Origin of the sequence: Dolichospermum sp. UHCC 0315A, from assembly GCF_008121535.1 — a bacterium.
Lineage (GTDB): Bacteria > Cyanobacteriota > Cyanobacteriia > Cyanobacteriales > Nostocaceae > Dolichospermum > Dolichospermum lemmermannii.
The window spans coordinates 1,701,820-1,722,098 of record NZ_CP043056.1; the positions used below are offsets into that span (position 1 = coordinate 1,701,820).

Genomic DNA, 20,279 nt, shown 5'->3' on the forward strand with positions numbered 1-20,279 from the left:
AATGCCTGATATTGTTGATATTGCAGTTAGTAATGATGCGTTTAAAACTTTAGTGGCGGCTGTCCAAGCTGCTGGGTTAGTGGAAACATTAAAAAGTCCTGGTCCATTCACCGTATTTGCACCAACTGACGACGCTTTTGCTAAGTTACCCCCAGGCACGATTACAACTTTATTACAAAATATTCCTCAGTTAGCAAGGATTTTAACCTATCACGTCGTGCCTGGTAAGTTAACAAAGGCTGATTTAGCAAAACTTGGTACTGTAACTTCTGTGGAAGGTTCTCCTATTAAAATTAATTGTGATGATGGTTTTGAGGTAAAAAATGCCACAGTTTTAGCAGCAGATATTGATGCTGATAATGGCGTGATTCACGTTATTGATACTGTGATTTTGATGGGTTAATCGGAGAGAGTTTTTCATCTGGGAGACATTGTAGAGACGTTTCTGACAGCGTCTCTATCATTAATAAATTTAGTTGCCAAGGCTAATTCTTTAAAAATTGTTACATAAATGGCGTAATTACTCACTTTTAAGGTACTATGATTTTATTAATGATATTATTGATAATAAAACTTAATAATAAGAACCTACAATTATCCCCAAAAATTAATGTTAGATTTCAACACCTTAATCGAATTTTCCCGCAACAACTGTATAGGCATTTGTGCCTTTCTTGTTCCAGCTAATATCCTGACAACCTTATTCACAATTGTCCTCACCTTCCTAAATCGTCCCATGCTTCAGGTGTGGATATCTGTTGGATTTGCTTGTCTGTTTGCTAGTATCATGCTTCTGCACGTTTACACTTGGTTCATGATTGGTGTAGTTATGCCACCAACTTATATTTTGTTATCCCTAGCAATTACCTGTTTATTAACTAATCTTTTGGTAATTATGTGGCGAAAAAATTCTCCACAATTGTTTTCTTTTGGTAAGTAATTACAACAGAAGTCAGAATTTCACGATTGCTATAAACCTGATATTTGACTTTTTTATAACCTGTCAGAATAGTAGTAAAAAATAAAAATTACTATTCTGACTATTAGTAATAGCTGTTAGTTAACTAACAGCTATTTTCTAATTTTAATGACCCCAATATTTTCCGTTATAACCACTCTTGGAATTGTTGTGAGAGTAATTGTTTTTATGAGACCAACAACTATGATAACCTCCACCAATAACATTTTGTACTTCCTCATTAGCTAGTTCATTGAGAAAACTAGCGGGATCATTAAATAAATCATAACCGATAGGAAGTAGTGCAGATATTTGGATATTAGCCATGATAATTCCTCCTTATTATATATTGTCTTGATATCAAACAAATGAGATTAGACTTGATATTGACTAACCTTACTTTTGATTCTTCCAAAAATAATCCATAAATTCAAGGCTTTGATCTCAATGGATAAGACTTTATTGAAATATTTTTGTCTAGCTATTGATAACAATTAATGGTTTATTTTCATTCGTTAAACGACTTTTTAGATTGTTTTTTGCTATATGGTAGAGATGTTTTATGCAACATCTCTACAAAAGATGTAATTTTCTTGTGGATGATATTTCTGAGAAAATACCGACTTAATTAAGTTTGTTTTGTCTAAACTATAGCAAATAGACAACATATTGAAAATACAATTTTCAACTCTTTTTAATTGGTGAATTCTGCCCGTAATTGGTTGACAACTCGATCTAATCCCACAGAATGGGCTGCTTTGAATAATAAGCGATCGCCTGTTTGCATAAATGTTTTTAATCTTGTTACCAAATCGGTATGATTAGTGAAACATTCACAAGATATATTATCGGCACTATTAGCCATAATTTCCGCATCTTTACCATCAACTAATACTAATAATCCATCAAGATGCAAACTTTTGACCATTTCCCCGACTTTTTGATGAAGTTCTGGGGATCTTTCTCCTAATTCCTTCATTGCCCCTAAAACCGCAATTTTCCGCTTTCCGGGTGTGTCTGCTAACAACTGCAAAGCCGCTAACATGGCTTCTGGGGCGGCATTATAGGTTTCATCTAAAATCACCACATCATTAGCTAAAGTGAAGCGTTGACTTCTACCTGTGGGCATATTTACCATGACCCCAGATTGTAATAATTGCCAATCAATTTCTAATACCTTAGCTACTGCTAAAGCTGCTAAAAAATTGGTAGCATTATGACGACCAGGTAAAGGTAAAGGTAAACGGATGCCAGCAACTTCTACAGTTTCACTATCAATTAATTTTCCTTGGATATCACCACCAGAAAAGCCATAACTGATAACTTTCCCTTGCCAAAATTTCGCTGCTGTTGTCATTAATAAGGGGTTATCATGATTAAGAATGGCGATACCATCATTTGGCATTGTTGCTAATAATTCACACTTAGCTTCAGCAATGGCTTCTTCTGAACCAAGTAACTCAATATGTGCTGTGCCTACATTGGTGATTACCCCAATTGTCGGTTTAGCAATTTCTGTCAGTTCGGCAATTTGTCCCCTGCCTCGCATTGCCATTTCAATCACAGCAAAGTCATTTTCTCGACCCATTTCTAACAGGGTTTTGGAGACTCCTATTTCATTATTAAAATTCCCGTAGGTTTTATGAACTTTTCCTTTTGTGGCTAAAACTGCGGCAATTAGTTCTTTAGTTGTAGTTTTCCCTACTGAACCTGTGATGCCAATTACAGGAATAGTAAAGCTTTCACGCCACCATTTAGCAATTTGTTGATATGCCTTTAAAGTATCTTTAACCCGCAAAACCGGAAAACCGGGATTTTTGTAAGCATGATCAACTATGGCAACTATAGCCCCTTTGGCGATCGCTGTCGCGACAAAATCATGTCCATCAAACTTTTCTCCTCGCAAAGCCAAAAAGACTTCACCCGGTTGCAAAATGCGAGTATCTGTTTGTATCCCCATCCCCAACTGAGTTAAGGTAGACGCAGATACATTCACCGATTCAGCTTGAAGTTCTTCAAGCAGTTGAGAGATAGTGATAGAGACTGACATATTGATAAATGACAGGGTATTTTAAAGCTATTTACATTAACATTTTTTGTGTCATTTTCAATAAAATTTAAAATCTCCACCTTGGCGGCATTTTCCTTATAAACCTATATTAGGGTTATTAGGGTTATTAGATTTTGGTGCATCGAAAAGCTCTAATTGATTAGTAGTCGAATTATATCGGTATTTTAGACCAGTTAAAGGAGGTCTAGGCTCAACACAGTATTCTTTATTGCCAAACATAATTGATACTACTTGTCTACCAGGTTCACAAGCTGTAGGATTGTATCCGAAATTTTGAATAATCTGCAAATTTCGGTCATTGGAGGAGATTTTTGCTGGCTCAGATTGGGGGATTGTCTCCGTGTCACTTGAGATAACTTTCCCTTTGGTTAACTGCAAATAAGTTTTAATAGGAATGCCGGCATTAAATCCCGATTTAGTAGCATCTGCAAGTCCGTGAATGGCTACAAGATTGCCATTAATATCAAATACACCTCCTCCACTATTACCAGTCAAAGTATTGGCATCATAAACCAAACTATAACCATTTCGGAGATTCTGATTAAAAACAATTCTCCCTCCTGTAAAAGCAAATTCTCTATCTGCACCTTTTCTGCCAAATACGGCTGGAAAACCAGCAACAAAAATGTCTGTACCAATTTCCAATGGCTTATCTTCAATAACAACAGGACGATAATATTCTGAGTCTGGAGCTTGAAATGTAATAATTGCTAAATCAACTCCATTTTGATCTGTCTGTAAAACTTGACGATTTTTCATAACATACTCTTTCCCTGTGTAGGTACGAATTGAGTAATTGATATCTTGAGAGCAATTAATCTTCCCTGGTCGTTTTATGGCACTACAAACAACATGATTGGCAGTTAATACAGTGTAAATATTATTTTCTTCGTCAATAATCACTCCTGAACCTCCAGGAGAACCATTATCTTTGCTATTGATTTGGACTATAGATTCTCTGACATTTTCGGCGATTCCTTGAGGTACACTGTTAGCTAATGCTGGAATAGTCATAGCCATTGCTGTTATTGCCAAAAACACCCTAGTTAATTGATTAGTTATTAAAAGCATATTCAATATTTTTGATTTTTTTTCAGTAATTATGTAAATTTTGCTCAACTAGATTTTGTGTCTCCATAAAATCAATGACTTTAGTAATAGGAATAGCCCAACTTAAAGAGTCTATTTTTGCATAAATTTGTTGATTAGGTACAGAACCATCAGTAAAAGCCTTAATCCCCTGGAAGGGATACTTTAATAAGCCATTAATTGCTATTAATTCTCCTTTTTGATTTAAAAGTGGTCCACCGCTCATCCCTTGCCTAACATCATTAGTATAACCAACTTGGTAACCTCCAGGAAGTGTTTTCGCAAGTTGCATTTCGATCTTTCCCGTTGTTAAATGAAAAGCTCTAATTCCCCAATTACGAGTTTCTTCAAATCTGGTAATTTTGTTTCCTTCTCGGATAAAATTCCAGGCCGGAAACCCTGCTGCATATACTTTTTCTCCCTCTAGTATTTTTGGTAATTTCTGCAATTCTACTACTTGATAGTTTTGTTTGCTAGTAAATTCTACCAATGCCAAGTCCAAGGTCGCAATTTTAACTTGAGTCCTATCCCGTGCTGAATACAGCTTACCATCAACCGTCATGACTTGATAGCCATTTTTAGGGTTATCTGCCACTACATGATGATTTGTTAGTGCTAGATAAGTTTGCCCATAACGCTTAATAATTACTCCTGATCCAGAACCAAACTTAGTGATAATTCTGACAGTTACTTGTTTGGCAATTTCTGAGGCATTGACATTGATTGTCTGGACTGAATTTCTCAAATCTTGCTCAGATAAAGTTACAGCTTGAGCATTTGAGTCCAGAAAAAACTTACTCATAAATATAGTCAGGAGTAATAATAAAAAAGATTTTTTATATAAGAAAAAAATATGATTGATCATGCAATAATTTTCCGAAAATTGATAAAAAATGACAAAAAAATAAGTAGGAATCAGGGTTCAGTATTTTTCGCTAAACCCTGACAAAATAATCAACTAAAATTTTGGAGTTGCAGATTTACGATTTGCATTACCCATAGTTGCTTTTTCCCAATCTCCTAAATTTACTTGAACACGATTATCAGTTGTTTCTAAAATTGCAGTCGCGCTCGAACCTTCACGGCTAATTTTCACGATTTGAGACAGAATTTCTTCTGCTTTTTCAGCATTTTCCGGTTTCAGCGTCAGAAGAACATTGTTTTTATTACAACCACTATCTGTCATCGAGACTACACAAATTACGGTACTACCACTAACCTTGCCAGTCATTAAAACGACATCTTTCAAACTACCACCACTGTCAGCTACAGCTTTATTCAATTTTGGTGTGACGATACCGCAACGTTTTTGTGGACTATACTTTCCACCAAAAGCATCAGCACCCTTTTTAGTCCAAATAATTAAAGGAATTGGCTGTCCACCGGGACGTTGACCAATTGTAGCCACGTTACCATTATTTTCCGCAACGCAACTAAATTTAGTACCATTGACCGCTGAATCACTAACCCCTGCATTATCAACGGGTACATTATTGACTGAATTATCAACAGGAGGCTTGGCTTGGACTGTGGACGTTAATCCTAAACCACTAGATAGAGCTAAAGTTGCAATTAATACGGGAGCAGCTAATGGAAATTTCATAGTTTAATCCTAAATCTTACAAATGTAGAAACGAAGTTTTTGGGTACAACTTTTCCAGAGAAAATACTGCATCAATATTTTAATACACAGAGGCAACAGATTGACTTATGACTTAGATAATTACTAGCCTCTTTTTCGCGGAGGATGGCATTGCAGCGAAGTTAAGAGTCTGAGTTTACCATAAGTCCGATTATATTGGTAGCTTCCCGCAGTTAAACCAGGATGGGGGTTAACACAGTATTGTTTGCTATCAATAATAATTGTAATTATACCATGTCTATGTTGAAAACCATAGTTATTGAAAGTATTGAAATTTCTGCGTAAAGCTTTGTTAAGATTGCAGCACCTATTCACGTTCAAAATTTCCCCATTGGTTACAAACCATTTATGGGTTATGAAGGTACAAATCAAATCACTGATTTAATCTACAATTCCTTCACTTTGGGAATGGAAGATAACTTATTAGAAATCTTTGGTGGACACGATATAAAAGAAGTGATTACCAAAGGAATTTCTGCGGAATCTGGTTTGAATTGGACAAAAGACGGCCAAGCAGAATTGAATAAAATTCCTGGTTTTGTGCGCGGGAAAGTGAAGCGAAATACTGAAAAGTTTGCCCGTGAGCGTGGGTTTAAGGATATTTCGGCTGAGGTTTTGTATGCAGCTAAGGAGTCTGTAGGGGCGTAGGTTTGGGGGTTAGTTAAGAAGATTAAGCGGTAAGGATTCATTGATGATCTTTACCTCTCAATCTCCTTTGCAAAATAGTTGACAAATTACTATTTATAAAGCACAATAAAGATTATTATTAAAAATTATTAAAAATACTTATAATGACAGAATTAAATAAACAGCAGGATAAGGTCTCACTCTTAGCAGCACTCCGTAAAAATGGGATTAAGCACACACCAGAGGAGGTAAAGAGTATAGCTCAAACTCCTGATGGTAAAATTGTCTTTTTAGAAAAAGGAACATCTGAAGCAGGGCTTCAACATATATTAGAAGAACATTCTTCACAATTTGCGGGTCAAGGAATAGAAGCAGACCAAATACCAGATGCAATTATTACAGCAGTAATAGAAGGTAAAATAGTTGGTTATCAAGGAAGAAAAAAACGCCCTATTTATGAAGTTAACTTTAATGGTAAAACCCATTACATCTCTGTGACTGTAAGCGATAATGGATATATAGTTGGGGCTAACCCCAGGACTTCCCTATAACTCAATACGGTTCAGTTAACTAAATCACAAGGGGTTGAAACCATTGAAATTTCGTTACCTAATAGTATCTGAAAAACCCTTAACTGAACCCTATTCTCCTATAACTTGGTAAACTCACTATGGCAGACAAAATCAAACTCATGGCCGATTATGGATGCTACCCACTATGGTGGGCTAGTTATGATAAAGCTGGAGATATTGACCCTCAAACACTGCTACTAAGCAAAGAAACAATTAGCCGCTTAGAAAAATGGGCAGATATTTATGATGCGAAATTAAACTGGGAAGATCCTAATTCATCAGGTTTTCCCAGTTTAGAGGCTAAAGCGGCTTTTGAAGCAGAAGGTATTAGTTTATGGAAGCAACTACAAAAAGAACTTGCACCTAATTATGAAGTTTTCTATTTCAGTGAAACTTTACGTAAAGTTGTTACTGACATGAAGGAATTAGACTCTTTGCGTGTTATCTATGCTTAAAATACTTCAAATACGTCAGTGTGAGCATAATGTTTAGAATTTATCTAGAACGTTCTTGCTTACACTTTGGACAAAGACTACTATTCATCGTTATTTTAACATGGGATGAAAACACTCTCTTGCACTCAGGATTATTGCATGAAGCTACATAATTACCTTGCATAATATGTACGACTTCTCGCTCTAAGAGAATTGGGTCATGGTCAAACTTAAAATTACTCAATTCAAAAGATGAAGCTTAAGTTGATTCATCATATTGTTCAGGAGTAATCGTTACCAAAATCAATTTTTTTGTATAGTCTGGAATAATTGTTTTTATTCCTGGTAAAATATCTAAATCCCCTGCAATAACAACTTGAATATCTGTTTCTGTTAGACCTATCAGGGTATGCTCAACTAGCCTAGCAACCAGGGATGTATCAGCCATTTTTTCCTGATACCTGAATTCGTTTAAAGCTTTACACATCCAAGGTTTCAAGGTAACGTGGTGTACACCTGAAATATCAAAGCCAGCATTTTCTGATGATTTTATAAATGTTTCTCTTGCATTTACATTTCTTTTAAATTTTTCTATAAAAGCATCAATATCTTTAATATTTTTTAGATGCTCATTATTCTCAGTATGCCATTTACGAATTTGATTTTCTTCATAATCAAATATTGCTGAAAATAGATAAAAATCACCTTTCTCAATTGAAAAAATTTCAAAACTTTTTATAAGCTTATCTTGTATTAATTTAATTAACTTATTGAAATCCAAGTTGAAATTCCTGTCTTTTTGATACGTTCTTTGAGACAAAGCTTTGTTAGCCCCACAGATTTTAAATAACCAGCTACCATCAACAAAAACATTAAACTTCATAGTAAACACCCGTTAAATTAAATGAACTTTTCTATTTTTCCGCTTTTGAGAAAACATACTGTACAGTATGTCATTGTATCAACATTATTATAAAGCTGCGTGTGCCATTTATTATTAATTTTTTATTAATTTTTTTCTTCTGGCAAAAGTCGTCTCAAGACGACTAGAATAATCTTTGAGTCCGTTTTAACGGACTTCGGCTATGAGACTGGGAATTAATTCCCAGACGGGTGAGAAAGCTTAACAGATGCTCGTAATAACCTAGCTGACATCTGCGCTCAAGTAGTTGCAGATAGATAAGTAATGATGATTACCCAACCTGATGGTGCAAACCTCCCCCCTATTGCTGCTGACGAATTAGAAAGTTGATTAGAAACAACTCATTTACTGCGCTCATCTCAAAATGCAGCGCGTCTTCTAACTGCTTTAGAAAGAGCAGAAACCAGAACTTTAAAACCGCAAAGTATCAACGAAATGTAAATATTGCATAATAAAATGAACCTTAGTGCAAATTTTAAGTTAGATAAAAGATCAGATTTTTGCGAAAATTACTGAAAAATTAAACATTAAGTAACTTTAAAGACAGAAAAAAGTAGCAAATAATACGAATTATATTTAATTAAGACTAATATTGTAGACACAGAGGAGCGAAAATAAATGTTCAAAAAAGTAGTCATTATTGGGTGTTTAACCCTATTTCTGTTGGTAGGGTTATTAACAGGAAATGCCCTTGCAGAAGCCGCTGCTGCACCCCCTCCTAATTCAGGCGATACAGCATTTATGCTGATTTCATCAGCCTTAGTATTGCTAATGACACCGGGATTAGCCTTCTTTTATGGTGGGTTTGTGCGATCGCGCAATATCCTCAACACATTGATGATGAGTTTTGTGTTGATGGCCATTGTCGGAGTCACCTGGATTCTCTGGGGTTATAGCCTTTCATTTGCACCAGGTAACTCCATCATCGGTGGTTGGAATTGGATACTTGGAAATGTGGGTTTAGAAACTCAAGGCTATTTACCCCACATGGGCTATGAAGATGCCCTCAAAGCCGCAGATCCAGCCTACGCTGATATGAATTCCTATGCTGGAACAATTCCCCATCAAGCATTCATGATCTATCAAGCCATGTTTGCAATTATTACCCCAGCCTTAATTTCAGGAGCGATCGCCGAACGGATGAGTTTCCGCGCCTATTGCCTATTTGTCCTGCTCTGGTCAACTTTCATCTACACACCCCTGGCACACATGGTTTGGGCAAAAGGAGGATTTTTAAGTTTATATGGCGGCATCGGCGCTCTAGACTTTGCTGGTGGGACAGTAGTGCATATTAGTTCCGGTGTGTCAGCATTGGTAGCAGCAATTGTTCTCGGCCCCAGAAAAAACTATCCAGATCGTCTTAGCCCTCCCCATAACGTCCCCTTTATTTTGTTAGGTGCTGGCTTACTTTGGTTTGGCTGGTTCGGTTTTAATGCTGGTAGCGCCTTATCCGCAGGAACAGTAGCTACAGTTGCCTTTGTTGCTACCAATACATCAGCCGCCGCTGGGGGATTAATGTGGTTAATTTTAGAAGCCACATTACGGGGAAAACCCACCGCAGTAGGCGCGGCCACAGGTGCGGTAGCTGGTTTAGTTGGGATCACCCCAGCCGCCGGATTTGTCACACCTCTAGGAGCAATTCTCATCGGTTTTATTACCGCCTTCTTCTGCTTCTATGCTGTCAGTTTCAAGCACAAATTGCGGATTGATGATGCCTTAGATACCTATTTCGTTCATGGCGTTGGTGGGACGATTGGCGCAATTTTAACAGCTATTTTGGCGACAACCGAAGTTAATAGCGGCGGTAAAGATGGGGTATTGCGTGGTAACTTCGGTGAATTATTTGTAGAATTAGGAGCGATCGCCCTAGCCTATATCATTGCGGCTGTCGGGACTTGGATCATTCTCAAAATTATTGCGGCTACAATTGGTTTACGAGTTCCGGATCAAACTGAAGATCAAGGTTTGGATATTAACGAACACGGAGAAGAAGGTTATAACTCCGAGTTTGCAGATCGAATTTCTAACAAATAGATATAGATAATGTAGAGACGTTACCTATAACGTCTCTACATTCAGAAATAAACCGCATTTTCTCAAAGAAACTAGATTCTGAGCCGTTAATCCTATAATCTTGATCTCAATTACCAATTAGAAAACTCCACCAGAAATTTTGGCAGATTTTTTATTTGTGTATCTCTCTTACCAGATTTACAATGAAGTTTAATATTGGTCATTTTTATCAGTCGTGTTTAACCGTGTAAAAACCTTTCCTGCTTGGGGATTCTTGTCACTGTTAACTAACCTTATCCTAATGTTAGCGGTCATTTTATTGATTTGGCGACAGCAAAAAATAACCCCTATGGTAGCAACGACAGCTATCCCAAATCCCCCAGAACCAGTTAACCTTAACTGGAAAAATCAATATGTACCACCAGAGTTAGGCCCCCGTCATCAACTCAGTTATCCCCAATGGTTGGATATGCTCAAGCAAGAAGCTAAAATAACCGCTGACAAAAATCCCCAACGGTTAACCATACTAGCGGGAGATTCTCTGAGTTTATGGTTTCCACCAGAATTATTACCGGAAGATAGAAATTGGCTAAATCAAGGAATTTCCGGCGAAGTTAGCAATGGACTGTTACAAAGATTAGATTTCTTTGACCGCACCCAACCAGATATGATTTTGGTGATGGTAGGTATTAATGATCTAATTCGCGGGCTAGACGATCAGGAAATTATCACTAATTATCGCCAAATTATCAGCTATCTACGCAGAAAACACCCCCAAGCAGAAATTGTCATTCAGTCAATTTTGCCACATGGTGCGGGGGGGACAACTTGGGAAGGAAAAGAAAAACTCCTAGCTATTCCCAATTCTCGAATTCGCAAATTAAATCAGGAACTGAATAACATCGCTACTAAAAAAGGCGCGAGATATCTCAATTTACATCCCCTATTCACCGATCAACAAGGTAATCTTCGTTCAAATTTTACCACCGACGGTTTACATCTGAGTCCCCCTGGTTATCTAGTTTGGCGGACTGCTTTGCAAATGTATACTAACCAACAACTAACACCCCAACTTCCTCAACCACAAAAGGTAAAGTCAACAAATAGGATATAAATCCAAAATTTCTATCTAAATCGGCTCCAAGCGCGAGAAAATCAAAAATAGTAATTATTAGTGGTCAATCTCAAATGGATACAAAAGCTTTTAAACGCAGCCTCCAACATTCAGCCAATTATAATCGTAAGGGCTTTGGTCATCAGGCGGAAGTAGCCACTCAGTTACAGTCTGAGTTTCAAAGTAACTTAATTCAGGAAATCCGCAATTCTAACTACACTCTCAACCGTGGTGATGTCACAATCCAACTAGCCCAAGCATTTGGCTTTTGTTGGGGTGTAGAAAGGGCTGTAGCCATGGCCTATGAAACCCGTCAGCATTTCCCGACAGAACACATTTGGATTACTAACGAAATTATTCACAATCCATCTGTGAATAAACGAATGCAGGAAATGCAGGTAGAATTTATTCCCGTTATTGATCAAGTAAAAGACTTTTCTGTTGTTGGTAGCGGTGATGTGGTGATTTTACCAGCTTTTGGTGCCAGTGTTCAAGAAATGCAAATTCTCAATGATAAAGGTTGTCAAATTGTTGATACTACCTGTCCTTGGGTTTCTAAAGTTTGGAACACTGTCGAAAAGCACAAAAAAGGTGATTACACTTCAATTATTCACGGAAAATACAAGCACGAAGAAACCGTTGCGACCAGTTCTTTTGCTGGGAAATATTTGATTGTTTTAAATTTACAAGAAGCAGAATATGTCATTAACTATATTCTCTATGGTGGCAATCGTCAGGAATTTTTAGCTAAGTTTGCTAAAGCTTGTTCTGCGGGATTTGATCCTGATCAAGATTTAGAACGGGTAGGTATTGCTAACCAAACAACCATGCTCAAAGATGAAACCGAAAAAATCGGGAAAATGCTAGAGCGAACCATGATGCAGAAATATGGACCAGCAGAGTTAAATCAGCATTTCCAAAATTTCAACACTATCTGTGATGCTACTCAAGAACGTCAAGATGCTATGCTGGAATTAGTGGAAGAAAAGGTAGATTTAATGATAGTTATTGGGGGGTTTAATTCATCAAATACTACCCAATTACAACAAATTGCTTTTGATCGGGATATTCCTTCCTATCACATTGATTGTGTGGAACGGATTCAATCAATTAATAACATTGAACATCGGCAATTAACAGGAGAATTGGCAATTACAGAAAACTGGCTTCCAGTAGGGAAAATTAAAGTTGGGGTTACTTCTGGCGCTTCGACACCGGATCAGGTAGTTGAAGATATAATTGAGAAAATTTTTGCCCTCAAAGCCACAGCCACTTTAGTTTGACAATACTTTAAGTAGAACGGCTTGAATAATTCAAAGTTTGTAGTGAGGAACTTATTCCTCATTTGAGGGCTGAAGCCCTTACTACGAAATCATCTCCAGATTTTTTACATTACTTAATCTACTTTGATTTATTTTCGTCTACTTACTTAGCTAAAGTAAAAAAAGTCTGAATTCGGAGGTTGGGTTTGGCTTGGCTTAACCCAAACTCCCAAAAAATGGCGAATAATTGAAGGAATCTACAAAAATGTCTGGTAATACGTCTTTTGATCAACTCCAACCTGCAAATCAACAACAAGCTACCGTCTATTTACCTTATATTCAGGGTAGTAAGCGAAATTTATTACCCTATGCCATCAGTCTTTATAAAACACGTCAGTTGGAGGGACAGCGTAAAATTGAGGGTGGTAAGAATATTTCTTTTGTTGCGACTTGGAATGATGCCACTTTACCCTCAGATTTAACCATTTGCCGGATTCAGTTTGAGACTAACTCTGAACTAACTTATGAAGTAATGATGCCAAGTTTTGAATTTATTAGTTTTTTAATTGAACTAATGGAAAACTATAAGCGAAATAGCATCAGCGATTTTCCTAAATCTTTTTACCGCAAACTTTTACACTTAGACGATTAAAGCAGAAATAGATATAGTCACGGGGATACCTACGCATACCCCCATTTTCAAAATTCAAAACTAACTAAGAAATATCTTTCAACTCAGCGGTACGAACCGAAAGCATCTGTGTCTGATTACCTCTTTGCACTTTCACTTGCAACGCTTGACCAAGGGTACTGTCTTCTACCACACCTTGCAACTGTTCAGCACTAGTAATAGGGTTATTGTTAATTTGCAAAATCACATCTCCGCGACGGATACCCGCAGTTGCAGCCGGAGAATTAGGAACAACCCGCATGACTAAAACACCCGCGACTTCAGGAATTGCAAACATGGAATTAGGATCATTGTTATTTTGTTTTGCTAATTCCGGTGTTAGTGTCACCATTTGCACACCTAAGTAGGGATGAGCAACTTTGCCATCACGTTGCAATTGAGCAGCGATTACTTTAGCTTTATCAATAGGAATTGCAAAGCCAATCCCCATCGCATCGGCGCGAATTGCAGTATTAATGCCAATCACTTCTCCCAAACCATTTAATAATGGTCCACCGGAGTTACCGGGGTTAATAGCTGCGTCAGTTTGAATGAAGTCTAACCGTTTATCACTGATTCCTACTTGAGCGCTGGAACGTTTGAGGGTGCTGACAATCCCCAAGGTGACGGTATTATCAAATCCTAGCGGATTACCCACAGCGATCGCCCAATCTCCTACCTGAACATGATCAGAATTACCTAAATCTGCAACAGGTAAATCCTTACCAGCATTAATCTTAACTACAGCCAAATCTGTAACTTCATCAATGCCTTGAACTTTACCTTTAAAGGTGCGACCATCTTTCAGACGGACTGTGACTTTATCAGCCTTATCAACTACGTGAGCATTAGTGAGAATTATGCCACTTTTATCAATAATAAAACCAGAACCTAAACCCCGTAACTGTTCAGTCGGTGATTGTTGGGGAAAGCTATCACCAAAAAACCGCCGAAAAAACGGATCTTCCATCATCGGATCATTTCGGCGCGTAATCGTTCTTTCTGTATCAATTCTCACCACTGCTGAACCTACCCGATTGACCGCTGCTGTCACAAAACTATGACTACCAATCACAGCCGTAGCGGGAGAAGGCTTTTGAGCAATTTTCGTCAATGACTCAGTGACAGGATTCGGACCCGGTTCTGCGGCTGAAGGTAATACCCGCAGGGAGGTGAAAGTCAACATCACTCCTATAAAAATCGCTAAAATATGGGTACTGAGTTTTCGGATAGACCGGGACATTTGGGACAATCGCATAATCACAACCTAATCTACAAGCCTAATTTTTGCTGTTTCTTGATAAATCTATCTACACCTATTTTTACAGATCCAGATCAGAATTCTGGTTTATTGACATTTTCGCTCATTTAAAGTTTCTTTGATTTCACGGAATCTTGGCTCAAAGTGCAGGATATTTTTTCATCTTCCCCTGCGCTCTCTGGGCTAAAATATTAATTAAAGCCAAAATGGCTAAAAAATATGCAGAGAATACCCATGAATGGAGCAAACCCAGTAACTAACGAATCTTTACCTACATCAGATCACAACCATCCAGATTATACACACAATCAGGCTGATTCTGTTCATCCTCATGTCCACAGTGAAGAGTCATTACGGCGGATTGTTAACCGACTATCGCGCATAGAAGGTCACGTTCGCGGAATTAAAACAATGGTACAGCAAAATACCCCTTGTCCTGATGTATTATTACAAATTGCTGCTGTGCGTGGGGCATTAGATAAAGTAGCCAGAATTGTCCTAGATGAACATTTAACTGAGTGTATCGGTAGAGCCGCCCAAAAGGGGAATATAGAATTAGAGATTGAACAATTAAAAGCTGCTTTAGATAGATTTTTACCTTGATTATCCATAAATATCAATTTCACTATTATTTAAATCATCAACCAAACAAACCAATAATTCTGCTTTTACATGGTTTTATGGGTAATATTCATGAATTTGATGAAGTTATAAAATTACTATTTGCTGATTTTTCCTATCTGACCATTGATTTACCTGGGCATGGCAAAACTCAGGTTTTAGACGATGAATGCTATCCTATGGCATCTACAGCCGCAGCTATTATTCAATTATTAGATGAATTAAAAATTGACCAATGTTATTTAATTGGTTACTCAATGGGAGGAAGATTGGCTTTATATTTGACTTTGCATTTTCCCCATAGGTTTATTAAAGTCATTTTAGAATCTGCTTCTCCAGGTTTAGCAACAGAAACCGCAAGATTAGCCAGAATTAAAGGTGATACTCAAATAGCCAGAAAACTATCTAGAATCATCAATCAAGATGATTTTTATGACTTTCTCAATAATTGGTATCAACAGCCAATTTTTGGTGATATCAAAAATCATCCTCAATACCAATCTATGATATCCAGTAGATTAACAAATCATCCTTTAAACCTAGTCAAGTCATTACAGTTTATGGGAACAGGTTCTCAAGCTAGTTTATGGGAATTGCTAACTAAAAATACTATTCCTCTATTATTATTAGTTGGTGAGAAAGACGAAAAATTTGTTGATATTAATATCGCTATGACTGAAAAATGCAACTTGGCTAAATTACAAATAATTCCTCAAGTCGGGCATAATATTCATCTAGAAAACACTTTAGAATTTGTGCAAAATATACAAAAATTTTTAGATCCCCAACTTCTTTAAGAAGTCGGGGATCTTGTTGTTGATTACAAAAGAAGGGAATAGGGAACAAATCAGAAACACTCATTTGCACCAGTTTAGAGGGTGTTTGAAAAGTCCCTCATGGTGTATCAAATATTTTTAGATCCCCCTAAATCCCCCTTAAAAAGCGGGACTTTGACTCTAGTTCCCCCCTTAACAAGGGGGGTTAGGGGGGATCTGTAAGTGCCTAAAATCACAACCTAAAACTTTTCAAACATCCTCTTAGAGGTTGTTTGAAAAGTATTAGATGAAACCAACAATCTCCGAAACCTAACCCCCCTTCCCTACAAGGGAATGGGGGTTTCAAAGCCTCTCCCCGCGTCGGGGAGAGGTTTGGAGAGGGGTTTATTGATACATTAAAAACTTTTCAAACATCCTCTTAGAGCTTCGATTGTTATTGTGTTTTGTCTATGAAATCAAACTAGGCTTCAACCGATACCATACGTTTTTTAGCAAGATGGTTTCTGCGGAGTTTAGCAGCGCCAAAACAAACAGCTAATGATGCTGGTAGCGCAATAGGACTAGACTCAAAGGGAACAGATGTTGCAGCAGTGAATTGTGTTGTCGCGTTACTAAGATCTCTATAACCGACATTATTGCCGGTTAACTCGTTATAATGACCGTTATTCCCAGATGTTCCCAAGAATAAATAGGTGTTGTTAGCAGAATTGACAAACAAAGCATCAGCAAAAGTTATATTACCACTGGTAACTTTAAAAGCATTAACGTTAAAAGTTTGAGAAAAATTATAACCAGAACCGACTCCTTCACCACCAGGACTAGATATAACCGTTGCTGTAATCCCTGGACCAGCGTTATTACCTTCCACTAAACCGCTTAATGTTCCCTTAACTAACCCGTTAGTACCTCCATCTATATCCTGAAACTGAAAATTGAAACTAATAGCATGAGCCGGGGCTGCACTTAGGAAAACAGAAGCCGCAAATCCGCTTACAGCAAGGGTTTTAGCGATTATGGGGGGGGGTAGAGATATTGATCTTGACCATGACTATCAAAAAAATATTTACACAACTTGGCACACAGTATCATTCTACGTGCTTAGTGTCAACTACTTTGAAGATTTATTATCTAGAGAAAAATACTGAAAAACACAGATTCTCGACTTCTTGAAGAAGTCGAGAATCTTCAAATTAAAAATTCAATTCTTTAGTTTATATAAAATCACATTTAAGTTATCAAATTCCCTTTCTAAGATAGAAGCAGGAACATGACCCCATAGCAGCGAACAACATGACACAAATATCAGAATCTTTAGATTTGTCCACAGATAAAGCTTTAGATCGTGATTGTACAACATTATCCCGTCACGTCCTCCAACAACTACAAAGCTTTGGACCAAATGCCCAGGATTTAAGTGCGCTGATGAATCGTATCGCTTTAGCGGGTAAATTAGTTGCCCGTCGGTTGAGTCGCGCTGGTTTAATGGAAGGGGTGCTGGGATTTACTGGAGAAGTCAACGTCCAGGGAGAATCCGTCAAAAAGATGGATGTTTACGCCAATGAAGTATTTATTTCCGTGTTCAAGCAAAGCGGCTTAGTCTGTCGTCTCGCTTCCGAAGAAATGGAAAAACCCTACTACATCCCCGAAAACTGCCCCATTGGTCGTTATACGCTTCTTTATGACCCCATTGACGGCTCATCTAACACAGATAACAATCTCAGTTTAGGTTCTATCTTTGCCATTCGTCAGCAAGAAGGAGAAGATGCTGATGGTGAAGCCAAGGATCTACTTACAAATGGACGCAAGCAATTAGCAGCCGGATATATTCTCTATGGACCAAGCACTATGCTAGTTTACAGCATAGGTACAGGTGTACATTCATTCATTCTTGATCCTAGTTTGGGTGAGTTTATTCTCTGTCAAGAAAATATCAAAATGCCAGATCATGCCGCCACCTATAGCGTTAATGATGGTAACTTCTGGCAATGGGATGAATCTTTTAGAGAATATATCCGTTATGTTCATCGCACAGAAGGTTATAGTTCCCGTTACAGTGGGGCAATGGTGAGCGATATTCACAGAATTTTATTACAGGGTGGGGTATTTCTCTATCCCGGCACACTACAAAAACCAGAAGGTAAATTACGTTTGCTGTATGAAACTGCTCCCCTAGCATTTTTAATTGAACAAGCTGGAGGTGTAGCGACTACAGGAACAATGGATATTTTAGATGTAATTCCCACAAAACTGCACCAGCGGACACCATTAATTATTGGTAGTAAAGAAAATGTAGCCAAGGTCATGTCTTTTATCAAAACAGGTAATTAGATAAAACTCTAATTAATTAAAAAATCAAAGCTCATGTTCCAAATAGAACAAATAACAGAAAAACAGTCGGTTTTAACCGACTTTAGCTATACAGCACTTCCCGGTGTTATGAGGTACATATCTAGCGGGCAAGACTTGTACTGAGCTTGTCGAAGTATGCCCGCACTACAAGAGGATTCTAAATTCTGGATTCTAAATTCTGATTCTGTACTCTATATACCTGCAATAATCATTCCGTGTCCTTCCTGTGTCATTCATGAACTCTTTAAAAGGTAAAGTCAAGCTATTCTCACCTGTAGAGGGAATTGGGGTAATTGGCAAGGATAAGTACCTAAACCCCAATCCTAAATCCCAAATCTAAAATCTAAAATCCTATGGTCAGTTTATTAGAAAATCCATTGCGTGCGGGTTTACAGCAGCAAGGGATGCCCGAACCACAAATAATTGTCATCTTTGGCGCGTCTGGAGACTTAACTTGGCGGAAGTTAGTCCCAGCATTATACAAATTGCGGAGAGAAAGACGGATTCCCGCAGAAACCACCATTGTCGGCGTAGCCCGTCGAGAATGGAGTCATGAATACTTCCGTGAGCAGATGCAAAAAGGCATGGAAGAAGCCCACGCTAGTGTAGAACTAGGCGAACTTTGGCAAGACTTTTCCCAAGGTTTATTTTACTGTCCTGGGAATATAGATGACCCCGCAGGATACCAAAAACTCAAAACCCTATTGGCTGAACTGGACGAGAAACGGGGAACACGGGGAAACCGGATGTTCTACCTTTCTGTCGCGCCTAACTTCTTCCCCGAAGCTATTAAGCAGCTAGGTTTAGGAGGAATGCTAGATGATCCAGAAAAACATCGTTTAGTGATTGAAAAACCCTTTGGTCGTGACTTAGCCTCCGCCCAAAACCTCAACCAAGTAGTTCAAAAGTTTTGCAAAGAAAACCAAGTCTATCGCATTGACCACTACTTAGGTAAAGAAACAGTCCAAAACTTACTGGTTTTCCGCTTTGCCAATGCCATTTTTGAACCTTTGTGGAATCGCCAATTTGTTGACCACGTACAAATCACCGTGGCTGAAACTGTAGGCGTTGAAGACCGGGCTGGCTATTATGAAAGCGCCGGCGCACTCCGGGATATGTTACAAAACCACCTGATGCAGCTTTACTGTTTAACGGCAATGGAAGCGCCCAACGCTATGGATGCTGATAGTATCCGTACAGAAAAAGTCAAGGTGCTACGAGCTACCCGGTTAGCAGATGTTCATGATTTGTCAAAATCAGCAATTCGTGGCCAGTATAGTGCTGGCTGGATGAAAGGTCAACAGGTAGAAGGGTATCGAAATGAACCAGGAGTTAATCCTGAATCCACCACCCCCACCTATGTGGCTATGAAATTTATGGTAGATAACTGGCGTTGGAAAGGTGTTCCTTTCTACCTACGAACTGGGAAGCGGATGCCAAAAAAAGTCAGTGAAATTGCCATTCACTTCCGCGAAGTTCCTGCCAGAATGTTCCCCTCCGCTTCTCAACAAGCAAGCCCCAACGTTTTGACCATGCGGATACAACCCAATGAAGGGATTTCCCTGCGGTTTGATGTGAAAATGCCCGGTGGCGATTTCCGCACCCGTTCCGTAGATATGGATTTTAGCTACGGTTCTTTTGGGATTACAGCTACTTCTGATGCCTATGACCGCCTCTTCCTTGATTGTATGATGGGCGACCAAACTCTATTTACACGGGCAGACGAAGTAGAAGCAGCTTGGCAAGTAGTTACACCAGCTTTGTCTGTATGGGATTTACCCGCAGATCCAGCAACCGTTCCTCAGTATGAAGCTGGCACTTGGGAACCAGAAGAAGCAGAATTACTAATCAACCAAGACGGTCGCCGCTGGCGCAGACTTTAATTAGTCCTTGGTCAT

20 protein-coding genes and 1 pseudogene are annotated in these 20,279 nt (G+C 38.3%); 13 read left to right on the plus strand and 8 right to left on the minus strand.

The window, feature by feature from the left end; translation table 11 throughout:
- The first annotated feature begins 1 nt into the window (after nt 1).
- The gene (locus BMF77_RS08090) at nt 2–403 is read left to right on the plus strand and encodes a fasciclin domain-containing protein (RefSeq protein ID WP_015079427.1); all 402 of its coding nucleotides are present in this window, start codon (nt 2–4) and stop codon (nt 401–403) included.
- A gap of 207 nt (nt 404–610) precedes the next feature.
- On the plus strand, nt 611–940 hold the full coding sequence (locus BMF77_RS08095) for a hypothetical protein (RefSeq protein WP_015079428.1): 330 nt from the start codon (nt 611–613) through the stop codon (nt 938–940).
- A 144-nt stretch (nt 941–1,084) separates the two neighbouring features.
- Here BMF77_RS08095 and BMF77_RS08100 read toward each other — a convergent pair whose 3' ends face one another.
- The 5 genes from BMF77_RS08100 to BMF77_RS08120 form a co-directional block, all read right to left on the minus strand.
- Nucleotides 1,085–1,285, minus strand: a complete 201-nt coding sequence (locus BMF77_RS08100) for a hypothetical protein (protein ID WP_148761985.1) — start codon at nt 1,283–1,285, stop codon at nt 1,085–1,087.
- Between the two features lie 367 nt (nt 1,286–1,652).
- A complete protein-coding gene (gene murF / locus BMF77_RS08105; RefSeq protein WP_148761987.1) occupies nt 1,653–3,008 on the minus strand; it encodes a UDP-N-acetylmuramoyl-tripeptide--D-alanyl-D-alanine ligase in 1,356 nt (451 codons plus the stop codon).
- A gap of 96 nt (nt 3,009–3,104) precedes the next feature.
- On the minus strand, nt 3,105–4,100 hold the full coding sequence (locus BMF77_RS08110) for a serine protease (protein WP_148761989.1): 996 nt from the start codon (nt 4,098–4,100) through the stop codon (nt 3,105–3,107).
- 22 nt (nt 4,101–4,122) lie between these two features.
- Complete coding sequence (locus BMF77_RS08115; RefSeq protein ID WP_246863090.1) at nt 4,123–4,920, minus strand: serine protease; 798 nt, start codon at nt 4,918–4,920, stop codon at nt 4,123–4,125.
- 156 nt (nt 4,921–5,076) lie between these two features.
- Nucleotides 5,077–5,721 (minus strand): COP23 domain-containing protein, encoded by a 645-nt coding sequence (locus BMF77_RS08120; protein ID WP_148761993.1) that lies wholly within the window; start codon nt 5,719–5,721, stop codon nt 5,077–5,079.
- Nucleotides 5,722–6,057: 336 nt separating this feature from the next.
- On the opposite strand from BMF77_RS08120, the pseudogene BMF77_RS08125 reads away from it, so the two are divergent.
- The 3 genes and pseudogenes from BMF77_RS08125 to BMF77_RS08135 form a co-directional block, all read left to right on the plus strand.
- Nucleotides 6,058–6,408, plus strand: a pseudogene (locus BMF77_RS08125) (ferredoxin:protochlorophyllide reductase (ATP-dependent) subunit B); the annotation flags it as partial.
- A 143-nt stretch (nt 6,409–6,551) separates the two neighbouring features.
- The gene (locus BMF77_RS08130) at nt 6,552–6,938 is read left to right on the plus strand and encodes a hypothetical protein (protein WP_148761995.1); all 387 of its coding nucleotides are present in this window, start codon (nt 6,552–6,554) and stop codon (nt 6,936–6,938) included.
- 119 nt (nt 6,939–7,057) lie between these two features.
- A complete protein-coding gene (locus BMF77_RS08135; protein WP_148761997.1) occupies nt 7,058–7,414 on the plus strand; it encodes a hypothetical protein in 357 nt (118 codons plus the stop codon).
- A gap of 238 nt (nt 7,415–7,652) precedes the next feature.
- On the opposite strand, the gene BMF77_RS08140 is transcribed toward BMF77_RS08135, so the two are convergent.
- Nucleotides 7,653–8,276, minus strand: coding sequence for a hypothetical protein (locus BMF77_RS08140; protein WP_148761999.1), 624 nt, complete (start codon nt 8,274–8,276; stop codon nt 7,653–7,655).
- 657 nt (nt 8,277–8,933) lie between these two features.
- Between BMF77_RS08140 and BMF77_RS08150 the strand changes: the two genes are divergently transcribed.
- From BMF77_RS08150 to ebsA, 4 genes are all read left to right on the plus strand, one after another.
- The gene (locus BMF77_RS08150) at nt 8,934–10,349 is read left to right on the plus strand and encodes an ammonium transporter (RefSeq protein ID WP_148762001.1); all 1,416 of its coding nucleotides are present in this window, start codon (nt 8,934–8,936) and stop codon (nt 10,347–10,349) included.
- 280 nt (nt 10,350–10,629) lie between these two features.
- Entirely contained in the window at nt 10,630–11,442 is an 813-nt protein-coding gene (locus tag BMF77_RS08155) for an SGNH/GDSL hydrolase family protein (protein ID WP_148762003.1), read from the plus strand.
- Nucleotides 11,443–11,516: 74 nt separating this feature from the next.
- Nucleotides 11,517–12,725, plus strand: coding sequence for a 4-hydroxy-3-methylbut-2-enyl diphosphate reductase (locus BMF77_RS08160; RefSeq protein ID WP_148762005.1), 1,209 nt, complete (start codon nt 11,517–11,519; stop codon nt 12,723–12,725).
- A 244-nt stretch (nt 12,726–12,969) separates the two neighbouring features.
- The gene (ebsA, locus tag BMF77_RS08165; RefSeq protein ID WP_148762007.1) at nt 12,970–13,356 is read left to right on the plus strand and encodes a type IV pilus biogenesis protein EbsA; all 387 of its coding nucleotides are present in this window, start codon (nt 12,970–12,972) and stop codon (nt 13,354–13,356) included.
- Between the two features lie 64 nt (nt 13,357–13,420).
- On the opposite strand, the gene BMF77_RS08170 is transcribed toward ebsA, so the two are convergent.
- Nucleotides 13,421–14,632 (minus strand): HhoA/HhoB/HtrA family serine endopeptidase, encoded by a 1,212-nt coding sequence (locus BMF77_RS08170; protein ID WP_148762010.1) that lies wholly within the window; start codon nt 14,630–14,632, stop codon nt 13,421–13,423.
- Between the two features lie 237 nt (nt 14,633–14,869).
- On the opposite strand from BMF77_RS08170, the gene BMF77_RS08175 reads away from it, so the two are divergent.
- Nucleotides 14,870–15,238 carry a metal-sensitive transcriptional regulator gene (locus tag BMF77_RS08175; RefSeq protein ID WP_148766860.1) on the plus strand — a complete coding sequence of 123 codons (369 nt, stop codon included), beginning with the start codon at nt 14,870–14,872 and terminating at the stop codon, nt 15,236–15,238.
- Entirely contained in the window at nt 15,235–16,053 is an 819-nt protein-coding gene (gene menH / locus BMF77_RS08180) for a 2-succinyl-6-hydroxy-2,4-cyclohexadiene-1-carboxylate synthase (protein ID WP_148762012.1), read from the plus strand. Before BMF77_RS08175 ends, menH begins: the two co-directional genes overlap by 4 nt.
- 439 nt (nt 16,054–16,492) lie before the next feature.
- Here the strand turns inward: menH and BMF77_RS08185 are convergent, their stop codons facing one another.
- Nucleotides 16,493–16,900 carry a hypothetical protein gene (locus tag BMF77_RS08185; protein ID WP_148762014.1) on the minus strand — a complete coding sequence of 136 codons (408 nt, stop codon included), beginning with the start codon at nt 16,898–16,900 and terminating at the stop codon, nt 16,493–16,495.
- A gap of 422 nt (nt 16,901–17,322) precedes the next feature.
- Here BMF77_RS08185 and fbp point away from each other — a divergent pair, with 422 nt between their 5' ends.
- Both fbp and zwf read left to right on the plus strand, forming a co-directional pair.
- On the plus strand, nt 17,323–18,360 hold the full coding sequence (gene fbp, locus BMF77_RS08190) for a class 1 fructose-bisphosphatase (protein WP_148762016.1): 1,038 nt from the start codon (nt 17,323–17,325) through the stop codon (nt 18,358–18,360).
- 374 nt (nt 18,361–18,734) lie between these two features.
- Nucleotides 18,735–20,264, plus strand: a complete 1,530-nt coding sequence (zwf, locus tag BMF77_RS08195) for a glucose-6-phosphate dehydrogenase (protein WP_148762018.1) — start codon at nt 18,735–18,737, stop codon at nt 20,262–20,264.
- The last annotated feature ends 15 nt before the right edge of the window (nt 20,265–20,279 follow it).

Coding starts and splice junctions, on each gene's coding strand:
- BMF77_RS08130 (WP_148761995.1), top strand. CDS start 6,552: ATGACAGAATTAAATAAACAGCAGGATAAGGTCTCACTCTTAGCAGCA.
- BMF77_RS08155 (WP_148762003.1), top strand. CDS start 10,630: ATGTTAGCGGTCATTTTATTGATTTGGCGACAGCAAAAAATAACCCCT.
- BMF77_RS08175 (WP_148766860.1), top strand. CDS start 14,870: ATGAATGGAGCAAACCCAGTAACTAACGAATCTTTACCTACATCAGAT.
- fbp (WP_148762016.1), top strand. CDS start 17,323: ATGACACAAATATCAGAATCTTTAGATTTGTCCACAGATAAAGCTTTA.
- ebsA (WP_148762007.1), top strand. CDS start 12,970: ATGTCTGGTAATACGTCTTTTGATCAACTCCAACCTGCAAATCAACAA.
- BMF77_RS08115 (WP_246863090.1), bottom strand. CDS start 4,920: ATGAGTAAGTTTTTTCTGGACTCAAATGCTCAAGCTGTAACTTTATCT.
- BMF77_RS08160 (WP_148762005.1), top strand. CDS start 11,517: ATGGATACAAAAGCTTTTAAACGCAGCCTCCAACATTCAGCCAATTAT.
- BMF77_RS08170 (WP_148762010.1), bottom strand. CDS start 14,632: ATGCGATTGTCCCAAATGTCCCGGTCTATCCGAAAACTCAGTACCCAT.
- murF (WP_148761987.1), bottom strand. CDS start 3,008: ATGTCAGTCTCTATCACTATCTCTCAACTGCTTGAAGAACTTCAAGCT.
- BMF77_RS08100 (WP_148761985.1), bottom strand. CDS start 1,285: ATGGCTAATATCCAAATATCTGCACTACTTCCTATCGGTTATGATTTA.
- BMF77_RS08140 (WP_148761999.1), bottom strand. CDS start 8,276: ATGAAGTTTAATGTTTTTGTTGATGGTAGCTGGTTATTTAAAATCTGT.
- BMF77_RS08150 (WP_148762001.1), top strand. CDS start 8,934: ATGTTCAAAAAAGTAGTCATTATTGGGTGTTTAACCCTATTTCTGTTG.
- BMF77_RS08090 (WP_015079427.1), top strand. CDS start 2: ATGCCTGATATTGTTGATATTGCAGTTAGTAATGATGCGTTTAAAACT.
- BMF77_RS08110 (WP_148761989.1), bottom strand. CDS start 4,100: ATGCTTTTAATAACTAATCAATTAACTAGGGTGTTTTTGGCAATAACA.
- BMF77_RS08095 (WP_015079428.1), top strand. CDS start 611: ATGTTAGATTTCAACACCTTAATCGAATTTTCCCGCAACAACTGTATA.
- zwf (WP_148762018.1), top strand. CDS start 18,735: ATGGTCAGTTTATTAGAAAATCCATTGCGTGCGGGTTTACAGCAGCAA.
- BMF77_RS08120 (WP_148761993.1), bottom strand. CDS start 5,721: ATGAAATTTCCATTAGCTGCTCCCGTATTAATTGCAACTTTAGCTCTA.
- BMF77_RS08135 (WP_148761997.1), top strand. CDS start 7,058: ATGGCAGACAAAATCAAACTCATGGCCGATTATGGATGCTACCCACTA.